This is a genomic window from Nocardia brasiliensis, assembly GCF_011801125.1.
GTDB classification, from domain to species: Bacteria; Actinomycetota; Actinomycetes; order Mycobacteriales; family Mycobacteriaceae; genus Nocardia; species Nocardia brasiliensis_C.
This window is the reverse complement of the sequence record NZ_CP046171.1, coordinates 7,145,439-7,163,353: the sequence shown is the minus strand read 5'-3', so window position 1 is coordinate 7,163,353 and position 17,915 is coordinate 7,145,439. Positions and strand designations below refer to the sequence as shown.

The window sequence follows — 17,915 nt, the reverse complement described above, 5'->3', positions numbered from 1 at the left end:
GCCTCGCGTCGCGACGACCGTACGCGAGGCCCGCGGTCAGTAGACGTCGCGAACGTAGCGCTTCTGCGCGACGAGCTGTTTGCGGAACGCCAGCGCTCCCGCTTCGTCCAACTTGCCGTGCACCCGGATGATCCGCAGCAGGGCGTCGTCGACGTCCTTGGCCATTCGGGCGGCGTCACCGCAGACGTACAGGTGCGCGCCGTCGCGCAGCCAGGACCACAGCTCGGCGCCGTGCTCGATCATCCGGTGCTGCACGTAGATCCGTTCCCGCTGGTCGCGCGAGAAGGCCAGGTCGAGCCGGGTGAGGAAGCCCGAGCGGAACATGTCCTCCAGTTCGGCGCGGTAGTAGAAGTTGCTCGCCGCGTGCTGCTCGCCGAAGAACAGCCAGTTGCGGCCGGTGCAGCCGAGTTCCCTGCGTTCCTGGAGGAAGCCGCGGAACGGCGCGATGCCGGTGCCGGGACCGACCATGATCATCGGCGCCGTCGGGTCGGCGGGCGGTCGGAAATGCGGCGCCCGCTGCAGGAAGATCGGCACCGTGCCCGCCTCGCCGCCCGCCCGGTCGGCCAGGAAGGTCGAGCACACGCCGCCGCGCCGGGCCATCGACCCGGTCGCGGCCGGATCGCCGTACCGGACGACGCCGACGGTCAGCTGCACCTCGTCCGGGCTGACCAGCGGGCTCGACGAGATCGAATACTGGCGTGGCTGCAGCTTTTTCAGCGTGCCGAGCCAGTCGACCAGATCGGCTCGCACCGGGAAGTCGCGCAGCACGTCCACCGCCTGCCGATCCCAGAGGTAGTTGTCGAGCTCGTTGCGATTGTCCCGACGCAGCAGCTTGGCCAGCCGGACGTTCGGATTGCGTTCGGCGACGAAACTCAGCAGATCGTTGCTCACCTTGCTGATGTCGTAGTGCGTGCGCAGCGCCTCGGCCAGGCTGAGCTCCCGGTCGTCGACCTCGATGACCCGGCGGCCGTCGAGCCCGGTGGTGGCGAGCCACTCGCCGACCAGCGCCGCGTCGTTGGTCGGCCAGATGCCGAGCGAATCGCCGACCTCGTAGCCCGCCTCCATCCCGCGCAGGTCGAAACCGAACTGGCGCACCTCTTTCGCCGAACCGGTGGCGGTGAGAGCCTCGTTGCGCACCAGCGGCGCGGGCACCGGTGAGTTCCTGGTGAACTGGGGCGTCTCGCGCCGGTTGCGGCCCGGCGCGGGCGCGGCAGCCTTGGTCAGCACCGAGGTCATCGTCGTGGCGCCGGCGCGCACCGCCCGGCGCGCGCCGCCGGAACCGCGCGTCGGCGGGTTCGGATCCTCCTGCGGCAGTTCGCCGTCCAGCCCGTCGCCGAGCACCGCGACCACCGCGTCCAGCCAGCGCTGCGCGGGCTCGTGGAAATCCGGTTCGCTGTCCACCCGCGCCAGCAGCCGGGTCGCGCCGTACTCGGCGAAGCGCTCGTCCAGTTTCCGGCCGTGCCCGCAGAAGTCGTCGTAGGAGGAGTCGCCGAGGGCGAAGACCGCGTAACGCATGTCGGCGAGCCGAATCGCCTTGTCCTCCAACTGCTGCCAGAAGTCGGTGCCGTTGTCCGGCGGCCCGCCGTCACCGAAGGTGCTGGTCACCACCAGCACATCGCCGGTGAGGGTCGCGACTGTGCACGAGTCCATGTCGAGCAGCTGGGGGAGGAAGCCGCATTCGGTCAGCCGGGCGGCGACGGTGGCGGCGAGCTCCTCGGCATTGCCGGTCTGCGAGGCCCACAGCACGGTCACCGGTCGCGCGGGTGCCCCCGTGGGATCGGTTGCGCGCGAATACATGCCGGCCAGCAGACCGTCGACCCAGGTGCGGCTGCGCTCGGCCAGCGGCGCGGACGCGGGCAACACCGGCTGGCCGGTCACCGGAACGGCTTGCAGCGCGGCCAGATACCCGCTGAGATAGACCCGCTCGACCTCGGTGAGCGTCGGCGTTGTCGTCGCGTCCAGCCCGAGCAGCACGGCCAGCGGATGCGTGGTCGGCGCGGCGGGAATCGGCGTGGCAGGCGATTCGGCGTGCTCAGGCACCGCGACTCGGCGCAGCGAGACCGCGCACGCCTTGTACTCCGGCTGCAACGAGGTCGGGTCGACGGCGTCGTTGGTGACCGCGTTGATCGTCAGATACTCGCCGTGCTCGTCGTTCCAGTGGAACGGCGCGAAGCAGTCGCCCGGTCGCACGCGATCGCTGAGCTGGACCGGCAGCACCGCACGGCCACGGCGGGAGGCGATTTCGAGCTGATCGCCCGCGCGCACCCCGAGCCGTTCCGCGTCGTCCGGGTGTACCTCGACGAACGGCTGCCCGTTCAGCTTGGTCAGCTTGTCGATCTTGCCGGTCTTGGTCATGGTGTGCCACTGATGTTGCAGGCGACCGGTATTGAGCAGGAACGGGTAGTCGTCGTCGGGCAGTTCCGCGGCGGGCAGGTGCGGACGCGGCCAGAACACCGCGCGCCGGCTCGGCGTCGCGAAGGCCAGCCGCGGCCGATGTCCGTTCGCGTCGACGTGCGGATGCTGGCTCACCCCGTCGTTGAGGTAGCGGATCGGGTTGCGCGGGCGCGTCCCGTTGGGGCACGGCCACTGCATCGGGCCTTGCCGCAGTCGCTCGAAATCCATGCCGCGCAGGTCGTATCCGGTGGCCGGATTGGCGAACCGCTTGATCTCCTCGAAAATCTCGGCGCTGGACTCGAACTCGAATCCGGGGAAGCCCATGGCGGTGGCGACCTGGGCGATCAGCAGCCAGTCCGGCCTGGCCTCGCCCACCGGCTCGACGGAACGCTGCAACAGCGTGACGTTGCGTTCCGAATTCACCATCAGCGCATCGGCTTCGGCCCAGAGGGTGGCGGGCAGCAGCAGGTCGGCGTAGGCGTTGGTGGCGGTCTCGGCGTAGGCGTCCTGGGCGATCACCAACTCGGCCGCCTCCAGGCCGTCGAGCACCGTTTTGCGATTGGCCACGGTGGCAACGGGATTGGTGCACATGACCCAGGCGGCCTTGATCCGTCCCGCGGCCAGCTCACGGAACATCTCGATGGTGCCGGGGCCGACCTCGTCGCGAATGGTGCCAGGCGCGAGGCCCCACGCGGTCTCGACGAAAACGCGGTCGGCAGGCGCGAGCACGCTGCGCTGGCCCGGCAGACCCGGTCCCATGTAGCCCATTTCGCGCCCGCCCATGGCATTCGGCTGCCCGGTCAGCGAGAACGGGCCGCTGCCGCGGCGGCTGATCGCGCCGGTGGCCAGGTGCAGGTTGCAGATCGCGTTGGTGTTCCAGGTGCCGTGGGTGGACTGGTTGAGTCCCATCGTCCACAGCGTCATCCAGTCACCAGCCGCGCCGATCCACGCGGCGGCGGTACGGATGTCGGCCTCGGCGAGCCCGGTGAGCTCGGCGACCTCGGCAGGCGGATAGTCGGCGAGGAACTCCGGCATCGCCGCCCAGCCCTCGGTGTGCTCGGCGATGAAATCCGAGTCGATGTCGCCGTTTTCGACGAGCAGGTGCAGCAGGCCGTTGAGCAGCGCGAGGTCGGTACCGGGCGCGATCTGCAGGAAAAGATCGGCCCGCGCGGCGGTTTCGGTGCGCCGGGGATCGACCACGATCAGCTTCGCGCCCGCCTTGAGCCGATCGACCATGCGCAGGTGCAGGATCGGGTGACAGTCGGCCATGTTCGCGCCGATCACCAGGAACACCTCGGCGTGGTCGATGTCGTCGTAGGAGCCGGGCGGGCCGTCCGCGCCGAGCGACTGCTTGTAGCCGGTGCCCGCGCTCGCCATGCACAGCCGCGAGTTGGCCTCGATGTGCACGGTGCGCAGGTAACCCTTGGCCAGCTTGGTCGCCAGGTACTGCGCCTCCAGCGAGAGCTGCCCGGAGACATACAGCGCGATCGCGTCGGGCCCGTGCTCGTCCAGGATCGCGCGCAGCCGGTCGGCCGCCTCCCGCACCGCCTCGTCCACCGCGACCGGCACCGGTTCCTGCCCGCGCTCGGGCCGCCGGAACGCGGTCGTCATCCGGCCCGGCGTGCGCATCAGCTCCAGATGGGTTGCGCCCTTGGTGCACAGCCTGCCCGCGTTCGACGGGTGCAGCTTGTCACCGCTCACCTTGGCGATCACCGGCTTACCCGTGGCGTCGGTCTTCGTCTGCACCGTGATTCCGCACCCGACGCCGCAGTACGAACATGCCGTCCTGGTGGTGCCGCCTGCGTCCAACATGTCCCCGATCATGGCCATCGCCGATTGCGCCGGGTTTACCGCGCGTTATCGGGAGGTCACAATCCACCTCACAAGCCGCGTTCGCGCCGGTGAGGTGTGATGAAGCTCGCAGGTCAGCCCAGTTTGTAGGCCCGGTGCAGCGCCACGATCCCGCCGGTCAGATTGCGCCATTTGACCGAAGCCCAGCCGTTGCCTGCGATCCGCATAGCGAGCTGGCGCTGGTTCGGCCAGGCTCGGATCGACTCGGCGAGATAGACGTAGGCGTCCGGATTGCTGCTGACCGCGCGGGCCACCTTCGGCAGCGCCTTCATCAGGTACTCCATGTACACCGTGCGGAAGCCCGGAATGACCGGGGTGGAGAACTCTGCGATGACCAGCCGCCCGCCGGGCTTGGTGACGCGCAGCATCTCGCGCAGCGCCGCGTCGGTGTCGGAGATGTTGCGCAGGCCGTAGGAGATGGTCACCGCGTCGAAGGAGTTGTCGGCGAAGGGCAGCGCCGTCGCGTCGGCGGCCACCATCGGCACCTTGCGGAACTTGCCAGCGGCCAGCATGCCCTGGGAGAAGTCGGCGGCCAGGCACCAGGCGCCGGACTTCGCGAGATCGAGGGTGGACACACCGGTGCCCGCCGCGAGGTCGAGCACCCGCTCGCCCGGTCGCGGGGCCAGCGCCTTGCGGACCGCCCAGCGCCAGTAGCGATCCTGGCCGCCGGAGATCACCGTGTTGGTCAGGTCGTAGCGCCGTGCGACGCCGTCGAACATCGACGCGATCTCGTGCGGCTGCTTGTCCAGTGAGGCCCGAACCGATTCTGTTTTCGCCACGCTCATGCGCCTCTCCGCGTATCAGGCCGTACCAGTCGACTACCCGCCGAGCCACGGCCGTGGCCTGCGTCGCAGACGTCGTGATCCGGTGGGTGACCCATCGTCTCACGAGGCGGGCGGGCCCGGTCCGGTCGGTCGTCGGGTGGCGAGCCGTGCCGGGCTCGTGCCGGTCAAGCGGTATGCGGCAACCGCGTCCGCATGCCGGTGACCTCGGCGTAGTGGCCCATCAGTTCGGTGCAGATCGCGGGCCAGGTGCGGTGCAGCACCGATTTGCGCGCGGCACCGGCGAATCGGTGCCGAAGCGCCGGATCATGCAGTGCCGCAACGGCACTCGGCAATAGTTCGGTGAAACGGTCGACCGGCAGCAGATATCCGTTGCGACAGTGCGCGATCAGGTCGCGCGGACCGCCCGCGTCCGGACCGATCACCGGCACGCCGCAGGCGAGCGCCTCCTGCACGCCCTGACAGAAGGTCTCGTGCTCGCCGGGGTGCACCATCACGTCCAGGCTCGCGTACGCCTGGGCCAGGGCGTCGCCGCCCAGCTCGCCGGTGAACACCGCTCTCGGCAGCAGCCGGGCGAGCCGGTCGCGCTCCGGTCCGCCACCGACGACGATCAGCTGGATGTCCGGGTCGTGTGCCAGCACCGCGAGCCGCTCGACGTGCTTTTCCGGCGCGAGCCTGCCGACGAAGCCGACCACCAGCTTGTCGGCGCCGCCGAGCCAGGCCGCGCGCAGCTCGGTGCGGCGCGCGGAGGGGGTGAACCGGGCGATGTCCACACCGCGTCCCCAGCGGTGCACGCGCGGAATGCCGTGGTCGGCGAGGTCTTGCGCGGCGGCGCTGGACGGGGCCAGCGTGCGGGTCGCGCCCTCGTGGATGCGCCGGGTCCAGGCCCAGGCCGCCCGGCTGGCCAGCGAAAGCCCGTAGCTCTTGGCGAAGCCGGCGACGTCGGTCTGATAGACCGCGATGGTCGGCAGATCCAATCGCGTCGCCGCGCCGAGCCCGCCAGCCCCCAGCAGGAACGGTGAGGCCAGGTGCACCACGTCGGCATCGAAATCGGCGATGGCCGAGACGATCCGGGGCTGCGGCAGGCCAACCGGCAGCGAACTGATCTTGGGCACCATCACCGCGGGCACCCGGTGCACCCGGAACCGGTCGTGCCAGCGGGCCGCCGGTGGCAGGCCGCGGACCGTGTCCGGCGCGATGATCATGGCGTCGTGGCCGTGACTGTCGAGGTGATCGAGCACCCGCAGCACGGAGTTGACGACGCCGTTCATGTTGGGCAGAAACGACTCCGCGACGATCGCTACACGCACCCGCACAGCGTGGCTCGCGCAGCGCGCCACGGCCTCACATCGGCGTGAAGGAAACGAGAAGATCCAGCGAACTCTAGTGCCCGGGCCCTAGGTTGCCGCCGGGGGCTGCGGCCGCCTGCGGCCTGCCCGGTGCAGCAGCCACAGCGTGGGCAGCGCGACCAGCCAGGTCACCACAATTACCGACAGCGCGGGCGGGATGGCGACGCGCACATCGCGGCCCTCCACCCGCACCAGGTCCGGGTCGGCGCGGTAGTACTCGACCCGGATGCGTTCGCCCGCGGTGAGATTGGTCGGGTAGAGCACGCCGACCTTCGGATTGTGCGTCTCCCCGTCCGGCGTGACGTACATGACCGCCGAGCGCAGCCTGCCAGCGGAGAGCACTTCGGCGCTGGTCACGCCCTTGTCGGAGTTGATCAGATAGTCGTTGCGCCAGGCGGCCAGCACCAGCAGCACGATCAGTACGCTGATCACCGTCGCGGCCGTGACGACACCGATCCTGGCCCGCCGCAGACGGATGGACCGCCGATCAGACTGCGTGGTTTCCAACACCGCAACAGGCTACCGAGCGACTCGGCTACCGTGTCGCGCATGTCCCGAAAATTCAGCTTCACCGTGCCTTACACCGTCCCGGTCGAAGATCTTCACCGGGCACTCACCGACGACAAGGTCTGGCAGGCCCGTTTCGCCGACGCCGAGACCGCAACGCTCGACCTTTCCCACCCGGAAGGGGCGGACTCGATCCGCATCCATATGACCGAAAAGGCCGCGCAGGACAAGGTTCCCAGCGTGGTGAGCAAGGTGCTCAAGAGCGAACTCATGCTCTCGCGCACCGACAATTGGCAGGCCCTCGACGGCGATGTCGCCAAGGGCACCTTCGAGGGCTCGACCGGCGGCATCAGCACCGAGATGTCGGGCACCTACGAAATGCGTTCGACCGCAGAGGGTTCCGAGATCGAGGTGGTCGGCACCGTGCAGGTCAACGTGCCGCTGGTCGGCGGCGCCATCGAGCCGCTCGCCGAGCAGCTGCACCACCGCGTGCTGAACAGCGAGCGCAAGTTCATCGAGGAGTGGGTCGCCGCACAGGCGACTGCCTGATTCCGTTCTCGGCCTCGTCGTCCCGGTTCGTCCGGGACGACGGGCCTCGTCCTAGGCGAAGTCCGCGGGCGAAAATGCTTCTGTTCCACCAGTACCAGCCAGTTCCCGGAATTGTCCCGGATGATGGCCTCGGTGTCGTAGCGCCGCTCGGCGGGTGGCTGGATGAACTCCACGCCCTTGGCCGTGAGTTCGGCGAACGTCTTCTGACTGTTCTCGGTGCGCAGGCCGAGCGCCCCGTGGGCGCCGCTGCCCAGCGCGCGCCGGATCGCCTCGGCCAGTGCCTCGTCCAGCGGGGGACCAGGGACCATCAGGGCGATCTCGAGCTCGGGATGATCCGGGTGCGATGGTGACCCACCGGAATCCGTTGTCGCCCATGGGGATATCGGTCGATTCCACGGAGCCCAGCTCGTCGATGTACCACTGCTTCGATGCGGTCTGATCGGTGACGCACACCGTGACCAGCGAGACATCCGCAATTGCCGTCATGCGATGAGGCTATGGCCGTGATGCCGTCGTTCGTTTCTCCGGAATCGCGATGTGCGGTGTATAGTCGAGTTCGGTTATTCGAGTTCGACTAAAGGAGTCTGATGGCGGCATCGAGAGCCCGCAGGAGCCCGTTGGCGCTTGCGCTGCTGAGCCTGCTCAACGAGCGGCCCATGCACCCCTACGAGATGCAGGTGTTGATCCGGGACCGGCACGTCGGGCGGGTGGTGCGGATGCGCGGCGGGTCCGTCTACGACGCCGTTGCCCGGCTGGCCGCGCACGGGCTGATCGAGTCGACCGGCAGCAGTCGCGACGGTGCCCGCCCGGAGCGCACCGTTTTCTCGATCACCGCGGCGGGCCGCGCGGAGCTCGACTCGCTGCTCGACGAGTACCTCGCCGAACCGGTGAACGAATACCCGCGGTTCGCAGCGGGTTTGGCGCACATCCTCAACCTGGCGCCCGACCGTGCGGCGGCGTTGCTCGCCCGCCGGGCCGAGGTGCTGCGCACGGGCATCGACGAGCTGGATTCGGCTCTGGCCGTGGCGCGTTCGACCGACGTGCCCGAAATCGTGCTGCTGGAAACCGAACTCGAACGCGAACTGCGTGCCACCGAATTGGACTGGGTGCTGCGCACCGCGAAACGCATCGCCGACGGTGAACTGCCGTGGGCGAACTGAAAGGAGTTGTCATGGCTACGAAACTGGGCCTGCCCGGCTGGCTGAAGCCGATGAACCGCGTGGTGATCACGCTCAACCGCGCCGGTCTGCGGCTCGGCACGATGCGGGTGCTCTCGGTGCCCGGCCGGGTGTCCGGCGAGCTGCGCACCACCCCGGTCTCCCCGCTGACCGTGCGCGGCGCGCGCTATGTCGTCGGGCACGGGGAGGCCGAGTGGGTGCGCAACGCGCGCAAGAGCCACTGGGGCATCCTGGCCGAGGGACGCAGGCGCAACCGGGTGGATCTGATCGAGCTCCCGGCCGACGAGCGTCCCGCGGTGCTGCGTGCCTTCCCGCAGGAGGTGCCGCACGGCGTGCCGTTCTTCATCAAGCTCGGCCTGGTGAACTCGGCCGACCCGGACGAATTCGCCGCCGCCGCACCGCGCAGCGCGGTGTTCCGCATCGAAAACCCTTCGGCCGTCTAGGCCTGCCAAGCCCTTCGTGGGACTCGGCGGCGTCGCCGCTGTTCGTCCGGTCAGGCGAAGGGCTGGAGGTCGTCTGCGCGCATCGACATCCGGCCTGCCGCGCGCCATGCGCGCGCGGTCAGGTCGACGTCCTCGTCGGTGACCAGGTTGCCCATCACGCGAACGGCGGTGCGCTGCAAGTACTTCGAACGCATCACCGGCGGACCGCCGATCGGCACCATCTTCGGATGGGTGGCAAGTCCGGCGATCCGGCGCGCCACCGAGAAGGTGCGGCCGTAGCGGGCCCGCAGCAACTCGGGCCAGATGGTGGTCAGATCCGGCTCGTCGAGCAGCCCGGCCAGCATGTGCCCGCCCTCGAGGCCGTAGTCGATGCCCTCGCCGTTGAGCGGGTTCACGCAGCCCGCCGCGTCACCGACCAGCACCCAGTTGCGTCCGGCGACATGGGAAACGGCGCCGCCCATCGGCAGCAGCGCCGAGGCCACCGCGCGCAGCGAACCGTCGAACTGCCATTCGTCGTAGCGCTGCTTGGTGTAGTGCTCCAGCAACGGCTTCAGCGCGATGTGCGAGGGCCGCTGCTCGGTGGCCAGCGAGCCGACGCCGATGTTCACCTCGCCGTTGCCGAGCGGGAACACCCAGCCATAGCCGGGCACCAGGGCGCCGGAGGCATCGCGCAATTCCAGGTGCGAGGTGATCCACTGATCGTCGCTGCGGCCGGACTTGATGTAGGCGCGGGCGGCGGTGCCGTAGGCGTACTGCCGATGCCAGGTGCGCCCGAGCATCCGCCCGACCGGCGAGCGCACGCCGTCGGCGACGATCAGCAGCGCGCATCCGATGGTGCGCGTGCCGTCGGCCGTTCGCACCGTCACGCCGGTGACTCGATCCCCGTCCCGCGTGACATCGATTACTTTTGTGCCGTCGATCATCCGCGCGCCGGACTTGATCGCGGTCTCGCGCAGCTTGTCGTCGAGTTCGGTCCGGGGGACCGCGCTTCCGTAGGTCGGGAACGATCCGCCCGGCCAGTTCAGCAGGGCTTCCCGGCCGAAACCGGTCATCCGCAGGCCATGGTTGACGGTGTGCGCGCGCACCCATTCGCCGAGTCCGAGGTGCTCGAGCTCGGCCGTAGCGCGCGGGGTCAGCCCATCGCCGCAGGTCTTGTCCCTGGGGAAGACGGCGGCATCGATCAGCACCACATCGCGTCCGGCGCGCGCGGCCCAGGCCGCCGATGCCGAGCCGGCCGGGCCCGCGCCCACGACCAGCACCTCGGCCTGTGCGGGCAGCGCGTCCCCGCTCGCTGGGGTGACTTCCGGTGAACCCATGCGTTCAATACTGGCACGTGACCCCGGCGGCGCGGGCGCGCGCGGCGCACCGAAAACGGTGTGCCAAAGTGTCTGATACACCGCATAGTGACGGTGTTCATGGGCCATCGGCTGAGGACACGCTAGGTTCTCTACCGTGGGGTCGGACGCATCGGCGGGAGAAGAAATGAGCACATCGGCCGTGAGCGAGGCCAGCGAGCGAGCCATCGACGCTGCCTGCGACGAGAGCACGGTGGTCGCCGGGGTCGACCTCGGCGACACCGACCTCGCCGCGACCGTGCGCGCCGGCCTGGAAGAGGTCGAGAAGCTCTTGGTCGCCGAACTGTCCGACGGCGAGGAGTTCCTCCAAGAGGCGGCGCTGCACCTGGCCAAGGCGGGCGGCAAGCGATTCCGTCCGCTGTTCACCCTGCTGACCGGTCAACTCGGCCCGCGTGCGAGCGACCCCGCACTCGTCACCGCGGGCACCGTCGTCGAACTGGTGCACCTGGCCACGCTGTACCACGACGACGTGATGGACGAGGCCACCGTGCGCCGCGGCGCCCCGAGCGTGAACTCGCGCTGGGGCAACAACATCGCCATCCTGGCCGGCGACTATCTGTTCGCGCACGCCTCGCGCCTGACCTCCACCCTGGGCCCCGACGCCGTGCGGATCATCGCCGAGACCTTCGCCGAGCTGGTCACCGGTCAGATGCGCGAGACCATGGGCGCCCGCGAAACCCAGGACCCGGTCGAGCACTACCTGCGCGTGGTGTGGGAGAAGACCGGTTCGCTCATCGCGGCGGCCGGCCGGTTCGGCGGCACCTTCTCCGGTGCCTCGCTCGACCATGTCGAGCGGCTCGCCCGGCTCGGCGACGCGGTCGGCACCGCCTTCCAGATCTCCGACGACATCATCGACATCTCCTCGGCCACCGAGCAGTCCGGTAAGACCCCCGGCACCGATCTGCGCGAGGGCGTGCACACCCTGCCCGTGCTCTACGCACTGCGCGACGAGGGCGCCGACGGGGACCGGCTGCGCAAGCTGCTCGCCCAGCCGCTGAGCACCGACGCCGAGGTCGAGGAGGCGCTCGAGCTGCTCGGTCGCTCGCACGGCATGGTGCTGGCCAAGGAGAAGCTGCACGGCTACGCCGACCTCGCGCACGCCGAGCTGTCCGCGCTGCCGCAGGGCCCCGCCAACGACGCGCTCGAGCGCCTGGTCCGCTACACCATCGAACGGGTCGGCTGAGCGACCCATCGGTGATCCGGCCCGGAACCTTCCGTTCGCGGCCGTCGTTGACCTCGTGTAATGCCATCGGCAGGTTAGTCGGGATTCGCGCACGCGAATCGGCCGCGACACCTGATTCGATGAGCAGTATGGGTAACGCGCCGGGTACGGGCGAACTCGACGTCGCCGGTACCGCCCGGCGTCAACGGAGACCTTGCGGCAGGCGAGTCTGGCCTGGCTACGCGGAGAGGCGGGACAGTGTATGCGAACGGGCTCAAGACGTTCGGGTTGATGGTCGGGCTTTCGGCGCTGATCGTGTTCGCCGGTGCGATGTTCCGCAGTCCGACGATCCTGATCATCGCCATCCTGCTGGCCGTCGGCATGAACGCGTACGCGTACTTCAACAGCGACAAGCTCGCCTTGAAGGCCATGCACGCGCAGCCGGTGAGCGAGCTGGAGGCGCCGGTCATCTACCGCATCGTGCGGGAGCTGGCGACCACCGCCCGCCAGCCGATGCCTCGGCTCTACATCAGTCCCACCAACGCGCCCAACGCCTTTGCCACCGGCCGTAATCCGCGGCACGCGGCGGTCTGCTGTACCAGCGGCATCCTGCAGATCCTCGACGAGCGCGAGCTGCGGGCCGTGCTCGGTCACGAGCTCTCGCACGTCTACAACCGCGACATCCTCATCTCCTCGGTCGCGGGCGCGCTCGCCGCGGTCATCTCCGGCCTGGCCAACCTGGCCGTCTTCGCCACGGCCTTCGGCGGCAACCGCGACGGTGAGGGCCCGAATTTCTTCGGCGTGCTGCTCGTCTCGCTGCTCGGGCCGATCGCGGCGAGCCTGATCAAGCTGGCCGTATCGCGCTCCCGCGAGTACCAGGCGGACCAATCCGGCGCCGAACTCACCGGCGACCCGCTGGCGCTGGCCTCGGCGCTGCGCAAACTGGAGCGCGGTGTCCAGGCCGCTCCGTTGCCGCCGGAGCCGCAATTGACCGCCCAGTCGCACCTGATGATCGCCAACCCCTTCCGGGTCGGCGAGCGGGCCGCGCGCTGGTTCTCCACTCATCCGCCGATGGCCGAGCGGATCGCCCGGCTCGAGGACATGGCGGGCGGCGGACGCGACTACTGAGCGCGCCGCATTCGTTCACTCGTGCTCGGCCGCCAGTTCGTTCTCGAAGGCACGCAGCGTGTCTACGAAGAGCCTGCGCTGCTCGGCGTCCAGCGGGGTCAGCACCTTGCGCCACGCCCGCGCGCTGCCGCCGAGCCAGTCGTTGACCGACTGTTCGTGCGCGGCGGCGATCGCGACGATGGTGCGCCTGCGATCGGTCTCGTCCGAGCGCCGTTGCAGCACACCCTGCTTGCTCAGATCGCTCACCATCAGGCTTACCGTGGTTGGCGCGATCTCGAGCCGCGCGGCCAGATCGTTGACCGGCATCGGTCCGTCGAAGACCAGGTTCGCCAGCAGCGACAGATGCCGGGGCGCCAGCGAAAACGATTGCAGCTCTTCGGGAACGCGCATCTTCTTCGCTCGTCCGACCACCCGGGGCATGAGCAGCAGCAAACTCCGGACGCTTTCCTCCACCGCCATGCCCGCGTCGGCCCGCCGACCCGTTGACATCTGTAGCCGCCTCTCGTTAGCGCTCGCCGACCAGGCTAGCGCCGGTGCGATCGGTGCCGGATGCGCCGCCGTGCGCCGCGCACCCGCGACGCGTCGCGTCCGGCGTCCGAACCGCCGCCGTCGTTTCGCCGAAATATCAAGTATGCCAACAGATTCGAGAAATCAACTGGGCCGGCGGCCGGGCGTACGCGCAGCGCGTGCGCCGCACCGTGCCGGACGCAGTTCGCCGCGCGGCGAATTCGACCGCATCGCAAGGGATTCACGGGCTGCCCACGAGCTGCTGCGGCTCGCTCGGGCCGCTGGACCTGGAAAAAGAGAAACCCCCGCCGATCAATTGGTGATCGGCGGGGGCTTTCGGTGGCAGGTGTAGGATTCGAACCTACGTAGGCTTTCACCGACAGATTTACAGTCTGCTCCCATTGGCCGCTCGGGCAACCTGCCGTCGCGCGTCTCGGCGCGGAGAGCAGCTTACAACGAACCCGCACCCCGAATGCAAACCGGCTGGCCATCGGCCATGCGGCGGGACTACGAGCGCGCCGCGGGGTAGAACTTAACCGTGACCGGTTGTCCCGGTCGATATGCCGTTGGACCCGCCAGGACAGGAGCGAAGTGTGGCCGATTCGTCTTTCGATGTTGTCAGCAAGGTCGACCGTCAGGAGGTCGACAACGCGCTGCATCAAGCGGAGAAGGAGCTGTCCACCCGCTACGACTTCCGTGGCACCGGCGCCAGCATCCAGTGGTCCGGTGACGACAAGATCGTGCTGAGTGCCGAGGCCGAGGAGCGGGTCAAGGCGGCATTGGACGTATTCAAGGAAAAGCTGATCCGCCGCGATATCTCGCTCAAGGCCTTCGACGCGGGCGAGCCCGTCGCCTCGGGTAAGACGCACAAGATCACCGGCACGCTGGTGCAGGGCATCGACACCGAACACGCGAAGAAGATCACCAAGAAGATCCGCGACGAGGGCCCCAAGGGCGTCAAGGCGCAGATCCAGGGCGAGGAGTTGCGGGTGTCGAGCAAGAAGCGCGACGACCTACAGGCCGTGATCGCGTTGCTCAAGGGTGAGGATTTCGGGATCGCGTTGCAGTTCGTCAACTACCGCTAGGTCGTCGCGGCCGCCCGTTCGGCGGCCGCAAAACGGCTCTGACCACCCGGTTTGGAGTCCGGACCCGAAGGTGTGTAATCTCGTTCAAGACTTCGCCGCGCCGGGGTCGAGTGTTCGGAGCTCGGTGCGGAAGTAGTCATGCCCCCTTAGCTCAGTCGGCAGAGCGTTTCCATGGTAAGGAAAAGGTCAACGGTTCGATTCCGTTAGGGGGCTCGCCGGATTGCCGGTGGTGACCGACTCGGCATCTCCAAGGTTGGGCGCGGCACCAGGCAATGCGACCCCATGGCGGTGTAGCTCAGTCGGTAGAGCAAACGACTCATAATCGTTGTGTCGCCGGTTCAAGTCCGGCCATCGCTACCAAAGACCGATCAGACCATCTGGTTGACCCGAAAGAAGGAATATCGTGGCCGCGAAGTCCACCGATGTCCGGCCAAAGATCACCTTGGCCTGCGAGCAGTGCAAGCACCGCAACTACATCACCAAGAAGAACCGGCGCAACGACCCGGATCGGCTGGAGCTGAAGAAGTTCTGCCCGAACTGCGGCACGCACCGGGGACACAAAGAATCCCGCTAGTCCACCACGCGTGATGCTGCCGCGTGGATCGGCGCCAGGGGCCTGAACCGCTCCCGGCAAATCTCGGAACGTGCCAATGCGAGGGCCGGACACTATGTCCGGCCCTGACGCATTTCACGGTCCGGAGCGGTAAGTGAGTGAGCGCGACCAGAGTTACAGCCGCCAACGCGGTAACGACGGAGCCGAGCGCTTCTACGGCGTAGTCGTTCCGCTCCGCCGACTCCGGGTGACGGGGTCAGATAGGTACAGTCCACCCGTGACAATCAACACCGGTACAGACGAAGCGGTTCAGGCGGACGAGATTTTGGACCCCGCCGCACACGCGGCCGCCATGGTCGGTCACCACTATCGCGTCGACGACTACTACGAGGTCGGCCGCGAGAAGGTGCGCGAGTACGCGCGCGCCGTACAGGACTACCACCCGGTGCACTGGGACGAGGACCTCGCGCAGGAGTACGGCTACGACGGCCTGCTCGCGCCGCTCACCTTCATCTCCCTGGTCGGCATTCTGGCCCAGCGCAAGCTGTTCGAGCAGATCGTCACGGGCTACGACCTGAGTCAGATCATGCAGACCGACCAGATCCTGGAATTCCACCGCCCGATCCGGGTGGGCGATCAGCTGGTCTGCGATGTCTACCTGCATTCGTTCCGGCAGGCCTTCGGCGGCGACATCATCGTCACCAAGAACATCGTCACCGCGCAGAACGACGAACTGGTGCTCACCACCTACACCACGCTGATCGGCCGTAGCGGCGGCGACATCGACCCCAATCTCAACGACGCCGTGCGCAACGTGCTGATGCACGGCATCGGCGAGGACGCGCCGCAGCACCGCCCGCGCGCGATCCAGTCCTCCGTTACGCCGCCGCCGATCGCCTCGGTGCCCGAGGTCACCCCGAGCAAGCGCGCGCTGAGCTTCGACAGCGTCGCGGTCGGCGACGAACTGCCCGCCCGTACCGTCCGGCTCACCCGCGGCGATCTGGTGAACTACGCGGGCGTCTCCGGCGACGCGAACCCGATCCACTGGAGCGACGACGTCATCAAGCTCGTCGGCCTGGACAACGTGGTCGCGCACGGCATGCTCACCATGGGCCTCGGCGGTGGCTTCGTCACCTCGTGGCTCGGCGACCCCGGCGCGGTCAAGGAATACAACGTGCGCTTCACCAGTCCCGTGTATGTGGGGACCGATGAGGCCGCCGAAATCGAATACACCGGTAAGGTGAAGTCCGTGGATCCGGAGACGCGCACCGCGGTCATCGCCATCGTGGCGAAGTCGGCGGGGCGCAAGATCTTCGGGCGCGCGACGGCCACCGTGCAGTTGTCGTGACGGTCAACTGGGGAACCGGTTCTGACCTGGTCGGCTGACCCTGATTAGCTAACGACGCGGCCGGTAACGTACACTCAGGTCTCTGGGGTCACCAGCCGCTGCGCGCTGCTCTGTAGGGCTGGTTCCAGGCGAGTTCGCGAGAACTCGCCGACGGGGCCGGCAACTGCCAAGGCAGCGCGCGTGTCATGTGGTGACACCGGAGTTGTACAACTGAATATCGAACAGTGGTTGGACAGCCAACACGGTCCAACCGAAGGGGCGTAGCTCAACTGGCAGAGCAGCGGTCTCCAAAACCGCAGGTTGCAGGTTCAAGTCCTGTCGCCCCTGCCTTCCGTAGCGACAGCTTGCATGGTCGCTCGAAAGAACCAGCATGCCAGCGACGAAAGGATCGACGTGGTCGACGAGCGGGATACTCGCCACGGCTCGCATGCCGACGACGGCGACGACACCGCCGCGGTGGCTCGGCCCAGCGGCAAGCGATCCGCCCGGCGGACCCGCGGTGCCGCGTCGGACACGGGTTCGATCGCCACGCTCGATCGTCCTTCGTCGCGTAAGGCAGCCAAGACCGATCGGGCCGAGCGCGGCAAGACGGGTAACCCGTTCAAGCGTTTGATCAAGTTCCTGCGTGAGGTTATCGCGGAACTGCGCAAGGTGATCTGGCCCAACCGGAAGCAGATGGTCACCTATACGAGCGTTGTTCTGGTGTTCGTGATTTTCATGGTCGCGTTCATCAGTGGGTTGGATCTGGCGTTCATCAAGGGTGTCAACTGGCTGTTCGGCTAGTAGCTCTACGCCGACGCCGCCAGCCGATCCCGGGGCGGAGACGGGCGGAGCAGTTCCGCCGCGCGCCCGGCCCGGCACGCAGAGGATGTACGTGACGACACAGGAAGCGAGTGCCCCAGTGAGCACCCCGGAGAACGACACACACGACGAGTTCCCGGTCGACGACGCGGTGGCGGAGTCCACCGAGGCCGATCCGACCGTCGAAGACTCCGAGGACGTGGACTCCGAGGTCGCCGAGCCGGCCGCACCCGAAGCTCCTGTCGACGCCGAACCGGCCGACCCGGTCGCCGAGATGAAGGCGGCGCTGCGGCGCGCCCCCGGTGACTGGTACGTCATCCACTCCTACGCCGGTTACGAGAACAAGGTGAAGGCCAACCTCGAGACCCGCGTGCAGAACCTCGACCTCGAGGACTACATCTTCCAGGTCGAGGTGCCGACCGAAGAGGTCACCGAGATCAAGAACGGCCAGCGCAAGAACGTCAACCGCAAGGTGCTGCCCGGTTACATCCTGGTCCGGATGGAACTCAACGACGAGTCGTGGGGCGCGGTGCGCAACACCCCCGGTGTCACCGGTTTCGTCGGCGCCACCTCGCGTCCGTCCCCGCTGACCCTCGACGACGTGGTGAAGTTCCTGGTCCCCGCCGCGCAGCAGAAGAAGGCGCCGGCCGCCGCGGCCGCGAGCACCACCGAGTCCGCCGCCGAATCGGTGGCCAAGCCCGCCATCGAGGTCGATTTCGAGGTCGGCGAGTCGGTGACCGTGATGGACGGCCCGTTCGCGACGCTGCCCGCCAGCATCTCCGAGGTCAATGCCGAGCAGCAGAAGCTCAAGGTGCTCGTCTCGATCTTCGGTCGCGAGACCCCGGTCGAGCTCGGCTTCACCCAGGTTGCGAAGATTTAGACCTGTTACGTCCTGCGCCGGACGCATCCGGTCCGGCCGCGGC

At 68.2% G+C, this 17,915-nt stretch carries 17 protein-coding genes, 4 tRNA genes and 1 pseudogene; 14 read left to right on the top strand and 8 right to left on the bottom strand.

From position 1 onward, the window contains the following. Nucleotides 1–36: 36 nt before the first annotated feature. The 4 genes from F5X71_RS32685 to F5X71_RS32670 all read right to left on the bottom strand — a co-directional run bounded on the left by F5X71_RS32685 (nt 37) and on the right by F5X71_RS32670 (nt 6,886). Nucleotides 37–4,206 carry a bifunctional nitrate reductase/sulfite reductase flavoprotein subunit alpha gene (locus F5X71_RS32685; RefSeq protein ID WP_238815591.1) on the bottom strand — a complete coding sequence of 1,390 codons (4,170 nt, stop codon included), beginning with the start codon at nt 4,204–4,206 and terminating at the stop codon, nt 37–39. A gap of 113 nt (nt 4,207–4,319) precedes the next feature. Beyond that, on the bottom strand, nt 4,320–5,030 hold the full coding sequence (locus tag F5X71_RS32680) for a demethylmenaquinone methyltransferase (protein WP_014988514.1): 711 nt from the start codon (nt 5,028–5,030) through the stop codon (nt 4,320–4,322). Between the two features lie 164 nt (nt 5,031–5,194). Further along, nucleotides 5,195–6,337: a glycosyltransferase family 4 protein gene (locus F5X71_RS32675; RefSeq protein ID WP_167465445.1), complete on the bottom strand. Its 1,143-nt coding sequence runs from the start codon at nt 6,335–6,337 to the stop codon at nt 5,195–5,197. Between the two features lie 87 nt (nt 6,338–6,424). Then, nucleotides 6,425–6,886, bottom strand: coding sequence for a DUF3592 domain-containing protein (locus tag F5X71_RS32670; protein WP_167465444.1), 462 nt, complete (start codon nt 6,884–6,886; stop codon nt 6,425–6,427). Between the two features lie 39 nt (nt 6,887–6,925). Between F5X71_RS32670 and F5X71_RS32665 the strand changes: the two genes are divergently transcribed. Continuing rightward, nucleotides 6,926–7,432: a DUF2505 domain-containing protein gene (locus F5X71_RS32665; protein WP_167465443.1), complete on the top strand. Its 507-nt coding sequence runs from the start codon at nt 6,926–6,928 to the stop codon at nt 7,430–7,432. Nucleotides 7,433–7,488: 56 nt separating this feature from the next. Here F5X71_RS32665 and F5X71_RS37335 read toward each other — a convergent pair. Next, nucleotides 7,489–7,918 (bottom strand): annotated as a pseudogene (locus F5X71_RS37335) (VOC family protein); the annotation flags it as partial. A gap of 101 nt (nt 7,919–8,019) precedes the next feature. Between F5X71_RS37335 and F5X71_RS32655 the strand changes: the two are divergent. Both F5X71_RS32655 and F5X71_RS32650 read left to right on the top strand, forming a co-directional pair. Next, the gene (locus tag F5X71_RS32655) at nt 8,020–8,592 is read left to right on the top strand and encodes a PadR family transcriptional regulator (protein ID WP_167465442.1); all 573 of its coding nucleotides are present in this window, start codon (nt 8,020–8,022) and stop codon (nt 8,590–8,592) included. Nucleotides 8,593–8,603: 11 nt separating this feature from the next. Continuing rightward, a complete protein-coding gene (locus tag F5X71_RS32650) occupies nt 8,604–9,053 on the top strand; it encodes a deazaflavin-dependent nitroreductase (RefSeq protein WP_167465441.1) in 450 nt (149 codons plus the stop codon). A gap of 50 nt (nt 9,054–9,103) precedes the next feature. Here the strand turns inward: F5X71_RS32650 and F5X71_RS32645 are convergent, their stop codons facing one another. Next, a complete protein-coding gene (locus F5X71_RS32645; RefSeq protein ID WP_167465440.1) occupies nt 9,104–10,369 on the bottom strand; it encodes a geranylgeranyl reductase family protein in 1,266 nt (421 codons plus the stop codon). Between the two features lie 166 nt (nt 10,370–10,535). On the opposite strand from F5X71_RS32645, the gene F5X71_RS32640 reads away from it, so the two are divergent. Together F5X71_RS32640 and htpX are read left to right on the top strand one after the other, a co-directional pair. After that, nucleotides 10,536–11,591, top strand: coding sequence for a polyprenyl synthetase family protein (locus F5X71_RS32640; protein ID WP_167465439.1), 1,056 nt, complete (start codon nt 10,536–10,538; stop codon nt 11,589–11,591). A gap of 237 nt (nt 11,592–11,828) precedes the next feature. Continuing rightward, nucleotides 11,829–12,698: a zinc metalloprotease HtpX gene (gene htpX / locus F5X71_RS32635; protein WP_275106758.1), complete on the top strand. Its 870-nt coding sequence runs from the start codon at nt 11,829–11,831 to the stop codon at nt 12,696–12,698. Between the two features lie 15 nt (nt 12,699–12,713). Here the strand turns inward: htpX and F5X71_RS32630 are convergent, their stop codons facing one another. Then, entirely contained in the window at nt 12,714–13,187 is a 474-nt protein-coding gene (locus F5X71_RS32630) for a MarR family winged helix-turn-helix transcriptional regulator (RefSeq protein ID WP_238815590.1), read from the bottom strand. Nucleotides 13,188–13,231: 44 nt separating this feature from the next. Here F5X71_RS32630 and F5X71_RS32625 point away from each other — a divergent pair, with 44 nt between their 5' ends. Beyond that, complete coding sequence (locus tag F5X71_RS32625) at nt 13,232–13,528, top strand: hypothetical protein (protein WP_167465438.1); 297 nt, start codon at nt 13,232–13,234, stop codon at nt 13,526–13,528. 17 nt (nt 13,529–13,545) lie between these two features. Here the strand turns inward: F5X71_RS32625 and F5X71_RS32620 are convergent. Then, a tRNA-Tyr gene (locus tag F5X71_RS32620) sits at nt 13,546–13,628 on the bottom strand. 170 nt (nt 13,629–13,798) lie between these two features. Here F5X71_RS32620 and F5X71_RS32615 point away from each other — a divergent pair. The 8 genes from F5X71_RS32615 to nusG all read left to right on the top strand — a co-directional run bounded on the left by F5X71_RS32615 (nt 13,799) and on the right by nusG (nt 17,872). Further along, a complete protein-coding gene (locus F5X71_RS32615; RefSeq protein WP_167465437.1) occupies nt 13,799–14,290 on the top strand; it encodes a YajQ family cyclic di-GMP-binding protein in 492 nt (163 codons plus the stop codon). A gap of 140 nt (nt 14,291–14,430) precedes the next feature. Beyond that, nucleotides 14,431–14,503: transfer RNA gene (locus F5X71_RS32610), tRNA-Thr, on the top strand. Nucleotides 14,504–14,574: 71 nt separating this feature from the next. Next, nucleotides 14,575–14,650 (top strand) — tRNA-Met (locus tag F5X71_RS32605). A gap of 43 nt (nt 14,651–14,693) precedes the next feature. After that, entirely contained in the window at nt 14,694–14,864 is a 171-nt protein-coding gene (gene rpmG, locus F5X71_RS32600) for a 50S ribosomal protein L33 (RefSeq protein ID WP_014988500.1), read from the top strand. Between the two features lie 262 nt (nt 14,865–15,126). Further along, a complete protein-coding gene (locus tag F5X71_RS32595) occupies nt 15,127–16,191 on the top strand; it encodes a fused (3R)-hydroxyacyl-ACP dehydratase subunits HadA/HadB (protein WP_167466914.1) in 1,065 nt (354 codons plus the stop codon). Between the two features lie 254 nt (nt 16,192–16,445). Continuing rightward, a tRNA-Trp gene (locus tag F5X71_RS32590) sits at nt 16,446–16,518 on the top strand. A 21-nt stretch (nt 16,519–16,539) separates the two neighbouring features. Beyond that, nucleotides 16,540–16,974 (top strand): preprotein translocase subunit SecE, encoded by a 435-nt coding sequence (gene secE, locus F5X71_RS32585; protein WP_428981512.1) that lies wholly within the window; start codon nt 16,540–16,542, stop codon nt 16,972–16,974. A 118-nt stretch (nt 16,975–17,092) separates the two neighbouring features. Next, the gene (nusG, locus tag F5X71_RS32580) at nt 17,093–17,872 is read left to right on the top strand and encodes a transcription termination/antitermination protein NusG (protein ID WP_167466913.1); all 780 of its coding nucleotides are present in this window, start codon (nt 17,093–17,095) and stop codon (nt 17,870–17,872) included. The last annotated feature ends 43 nt before the right edge of the window (nt 17,873–17,915 follow it).